A 4,568-nucleotide genomic window follows, 5' to 3' on the forward strand; every position below is an offset into this window, starting at 1 on the left:
GCCGGTCATAACGACCCGCTATAACGCGACGATCCACGATTTCGTTATGCTCAATGCGCTTGCCAAGAGGATCATGATATGGTTTGGCTGCGCCAATCTGGAGCATGTGCAGGATGACCTGCGCATCCTTGGGGTCATTCTTGTCCCAGCCGTTGTGCAGCGCCTCTCGCGTGCGGGCCAGAGCGACCGAAGAAATCAGGCGTGCATCAAACCCGGCCTGCACGAGGCGCCAGGCCAGCGGACGATGATAATGTCCGGTCGGTTCGAAGCCAACAATGACCGGCCGCGGTGCCAGGGCCTGCAGTTCTGCAATGAAACGGTCATGTTCTGTGCGCGTGTTGGCCACAGTCAGGCGTCGACGCCGTCGATTACCGGGCACCTCAATCAAGACTTCATTGCGTGATTTGGCAACATCGATAGCGACGAGAACAGCTGTTGTCGGTGTAGGGTTGGGTCTGGTCACGGCCGGTTATCTCCCCTGTGTGGCTGGACACCATCATTGTGGAGACATATCACCCGGTCGTGGCCACCTATCTGGCCTTAAGGCCAGATAGGTGAACTCTGCAAAAGAGCTTCCCGATGTGCTACGGCATCCAGTTCGCTGATCAGCCCCGTAACCGCAATACGGCCTGGTCTCGCCCCATGCGCTTCGACATGATCTGCGAAGCTCACGGGATCGAACATCGTCTGACGAAACCCAATCATCCCTGGACGAACGGTCAGGTTGAGCGGATGAACCGGACAATCAAGGAAGCAACCGTCAAACGCTTCCATTACGACAGTCATGAGCAGTTGAGGACACACCTCAATGACTTCATGGCAGTCTATAATTTCGGGCGAAGGCTCAAGACCCTGAACGGCCTCACCCCTTACGAATACGTCTGCAAAATCTGGACTTCAGAGCCAGAAAAATTCATCATCAATCCAACCAATCAAAACACGGGACTAAACAGGTAGCTCTGAGCAAGCTTTCGGGGTTGGCTCGGTTATCCGACCCGACGCAATGCGATGGGATGACCGGCCTTGGGGCCGGATACTGCTTCGATAGAGCGCTCCCGCTTTAAATATTGGAGGCAACTGACCCGCAAGAAAGATGCCACGTTCGGGAGTTCGCCACGAAGTTCAGTGACTTCGTCTGAAAGCTTCGTGATGAGCTGATTAACAGTTAGGTCATCAGCCGCTGCAATTTCCGTCAGGATTTCCCAAAACATATTTTCTAGCCGAATAGTGGTGACGGCCCCGTGTATCCGAAGCGATCGTGTGCGGTTCTCATAGTGAATCGGATCGGCGCGGATATAGAGTTCACACATTTCGGTTCTCCCATCGTGACAATTTTCTAGACTTCGATCCGTGTTCCCAAAACCGACAGGAATTGGCTGATCCATGCCGGATGTGCCGGCCAGGCTGGCGCCGTCACGAGGTTGCCGTCTGTTACGGCGTCGTCCATTGCGACTGTTTGATAATCGGCACCGGCAAGAATCATTTCGGCGCGACAAGCGGGGTAGGCGGAAATTTTGCGGCCTGCAACAACATTTGCCGCGGCAAGAAGCTGCGGGCCGTGGCATACTGCGGCGATCGGTTTATCTGCAGCGACGAAGGCGCGAATGAGTTCCAGAACGGTTTCGTCCGTGCCGAGCTGCTCCGGAGCCCGACCGCCCGGGATAACAAGCGCATCGTAATCTCCTGCCTTGGCTCCGGCGTAGGTGGAATTGAGCGTGAAATTATGGCCACGTTTTTCGGTGTAGGTCTGATGGCCTTCAAAATCATGGATGGCTGTGACCACGTGTTCCCCCGCTCTCTTTCCGGGTGAAACCACGTCAACCTTGTGCCCCACCATGAGCAGCATCTGGAACGGAACCATGAGCTCGTAATCCTCGACAAAGTCGCCTGCGAGCATGAGAATTTGTTTACTAGCCACTGCATTATCCTAACGATCGAATTTACGATGCAGTTCTCTATTTACGGCATTTACAATACGTCTAGGTAATAGGTGGTGACGACATTTTATGTCCCGCCGTGATTTCTCGATCCCGATATCAAGTGGACGGTTCGAAAAACCTCTTGGTTTTGAGGCCCTCTCTGTGATTCCATTTTTCCGGTTTTCATTGGAGGAGTGGCGACATGAAACAGCCCGGTTTCTTTGATGTTGAAGAGCGACTTGCCCGGCTGAGCGGGCTTGGTGATCAGCTCGCAGCCTTTTCCCGGACTGTGAATTTCGAAGCATTTCGTCCTGATCTGGATAAAGCGCTGGCCTGTTGATTTTCACCGAGAACTGACCCGGAAGCCGGGATATCCCGTGGCGCTGAAGGCAGCGATGCAGAGCCGAGCGTGTCAGATGAGGGATGCTGGCCTGCAGGGCATAAAGACAGTCATCCAGCGGCAGCAACGTATGCCGGCGAAACGCCACGATCATCGCTTCGTCCGTCTCGGACAGAACCGTGGATCGCGGCTCTTTGGGACCTGTCTTCTGATCCTCAACCGTTTGACGCTTCCGCCATTTTGCAACTGTTTTCGGGTTGATCCCGAACTCCTTGCTCAGCGTCGCGAGCGAAGCCTGCGATCGCTGTATTGCTGCTCGCACGGCGTGCGTGGTCGTGGCGCTCCCATGACGTATCTGTCCCATAAGGCTTCCTTCCACTCCCGTGAAAATAATACCCCATCAAAACACGGGACTAAACAACTAAGCTGTCATTTGTGTCCGATGCTGGAAGCTGATCAGCCACGCGCAACACATGTCAATCAGGCTGGCCTTCAGCGCCGTAATTTGTTCCATGCCCAGCTCGCGCTCAAAGGCGTTGCGCACTGCTCCATAGATCACGGTGGTCAGGGTCAGGTTGATCTCTGTGGCATCCTGCGGCGGCAGGTCCGAGGCCTGGCGAAACATGCTCATCGTTGCGGCACCGACCCGCGTGGCGAAGTCCTGCATCAACACATTGTTGTCGAGCGCTGCTACCGAACGATAGAGTGCTTGCGTCAGATCAGCACGCTCGGTTTTGGCTGTCCAATAGGTCTCGATCAGCGCAGAGACCATCTCTGCCGCGGGTTGCCCCGCCATGCGAGCACAGGTTGCTTCGACACGCTCTGCCAAGGCGTTCAAGTAACGCGCGTTCAGCGCGATGATCAGCGCCTGTTTGTTCGGGAAATACTGATACATCGTCCCGACCGATACGCCCGCCCGCTCAGACACCCGGGTGGTTGTCAGGCGCGTCATACCTTCTGACAGCAAAACCTGAATGGTTGCCTCAAAAATCGCGTCTACCGTGACGCGCGAGCGGCTTTGTACCGGTGTTTTTCGAGGCTTAGCCCCTTGCGAAGCATGGGCCGTCATATGCGAATCCAAAATATGAGCTTTTCTTCATATACTCCGATCAGAGATATGAAAGGAATACAGAAATGGCAGAGAACCGCATCGCCCTCGTGACCGGCGGTAACAAGGGCATCGGACTGGAGATCGTCCGCAAGTTGGCTCAAGCCGGTGTCCATGTGCTGCTCGGCAGCCGCGACAAGTCGCGCGGAGACGAGGCTACCGCCGCCCTGGCCAGGGATGGTCTCACAGTGAAGGCGGTTTCGTTGGACCTTGATCAACCGGCGACCATCTCGGCCACGGCGGATGCCATCGCTGCCGAGCATGGTCGTCTGGACATTCTGGTAAACAACGCCGGAATCTTTGATTTCGCGGATTCAACGCCCAGCAAGGCTTCAATTGATGCTGTGCGGCGGTCGATGGAGGTCAACTTCATCGGGGCGCTGGCCGTGACGCAAGCGATGCTCCCTCTGCTACGCGCCGCACCAGAAGGCCGCATCGTCAACCTGTCGAGCACGCTCGGGTCTCTGAGCATGAACGCCGATCCGGCCTCGGCCTACTATTCGCAGCAATTCATCGGTTACAACGCATCGAAAGCGGCCCTGAACATGTTGACGATCCAACTGCACGAGGAGCTGCGGGGCACGAATATCAAGGTAAATTCGATCTGCCCCGGTTTCGTGAAAACCGATCTTACAGGCTATGGCACAATATCGCCTGAAGAGGGGGCGCGGCTTCCTACAGAATATGCGCTGAACGCCACAGGCAGTGGTGGCTTCTTTGAGCAGGACGGCAAATTGCCTTGGTGATGGGCGAACGGGACGAGGCGGAATGACCGCTCTGTCCCGCCTAGCTGACGCTAATCCGTTCTTGCAGAGCCTGCGCCAAATCGCGAGAGGTGTGAAACACCGCTAGGGGGTGAGCAGAATGTCGGCTGTTGGGCGGTAGGACTGGAAAAGCGGTCATTCGTGCAATCGACTGTCACGACACAAATGGGCGTCTCCTGAAGATCAACCTGATAACCGACTTCGTTGGGCGAGAGCTGCCCGTCCCATGAGACGCCGCATATATGCACTCGTCATGCCAGCGATAGGTTCATGGTCAGTGCCTGAGGGACGGAGCAGAAACTGCGGCCAGCGCGAGGCTGAAGCACTCCCTCTTTTTGGAGGAAATTGCTTCAGACCGCTTCTGTTCTCTCACTTTACCTTCGTAAAGGCATCGCGTAGGAAATGAGCCGCTTGGGCGACTGCGGCGGTGGCCGCCG

Annotated in this window: 5 protein-coding genes and 3 pseudogenes; 3 read left to right on the forward strand and 5 right to left on the reverse strand. The window is 55.9% G+C overall.

Going from position 1 to position 4,568, the window contains the following annotated elements:
* Positions 1 to 463, reverse strand: a 463-nt coding sequence (locus HK23_RS13780) for an IS110 family transposase (RefSeq protein WP_256940224.1), incomplete at its 3' end; no start/stop codon positions are given.
* A 125-nt stretch (positions 464 to 588) separates the two neighbouring features.
* Here HK23_RS13780 and HK23_RS13785 point away from each other — a divergent pair.
* Positions 589 to 957, forward strand: a pseudogene (locus tag HK23_RS13785) (integrase core domain-containing protein); the annotation flags it as partial.
* Positions 958 to 986: 29 nt separating this feature from the next.
* Here HK23_RS13785 and HK23_RS13790 read toward each other — a convergent pair.
* Together HK23_RS13790 and HK23_RS13795 are read right to left on the reverse strand one after the other, a co-directional pair.
* Positions 987 to 1,310 carry a ribbon-helix-helix domain-containing protein gene (locus tag HK23_RS13790; protein WP_063354558.1) on the reverse strand — a complete coding sequence of 108 codons (324 nt, stop codon included), beginning with the start codon at positions 1,308 to 1,310 and terminating at the stop codon, positions 987 to 989.
* A gap of 26 nt (positions 1,311 to 1,336) precedes the next feature.
* Positions 1,337 to 1,918 carry a DJ-1/PfpI family protein gene (locus HK23_RS13795; RefSeq protein ID WP_063354557.1) on the reverse strand — a complete coding sequence of 194 codons (582 nt, stop codon included), beginning with the start codon at positions 1,916 to 1,918 and terminating at the stop codon, positions 1,337 to 1,339.
* 203 nt (positions 1,919 to 2,121) lie between these two features.
* Between HK23_RS13795 and HK23_RS14440 the strand changes: the two are divergent.
* A pseudogene (locus HK23_RS14440) lies at positions 2,122 to 2,250 on the forward strand (IS5/IS1182 family transposase); the annotation flags it as partial.
* A 28-nt stretch (positions 2,251 to 2,278) separates the two neighbouring features.
* On the opposite strand, the pseudogene HK23_RS13800 reads toward HK23_RS14440, so the two are convergent.
* Positions 2,279 to 2,623, reverse strand: a pseudogene (locus HK23_RS13800) (IS481 family transposase); the annotation flags it as partial.
* 57 nt (positions 2,624 to 2,680) lie between these two features.
* Positions 2,681 to 3,328, reverse strand: coding sequence for a TetR/AcrR family transcriptional regulator (locus HK23_RS13805; RefSeq protein WP_086641582.1), 648 nt, complete (start codon positions 3,326 to 3,328; stop codon positions 2,681 to 2,683).
* Between the two features lie 65 nt (positions 3,329 to 3,393).
* Here HK23_RS13805 and HK23_RS13810 point away from each other — a divergent pair, with 65 nt between their 5' ends.
* Positions 3,394 to 4,113, forward strand: a complete 720-nt coding sequence (locus HK23_RS13810; RefSeq protein ID WP_048844474.1) for an SDR family oxidoreductase — start codon at positions 3,394 to 3,396, stop codon at positions 4,111 to 4,113.
* Positions 4,114 to 4,568: the final 455 nt, after the last annotated feature.

The organism is Acetobacter malorum, from assembly GCF_002153605.1.
GTDB lineage: Bacteria > Pseudomonadota > Alphaproteobacteria > Acetobacterales > Acetobacteraceae > Acetobacter > Acetobacter malorum_A.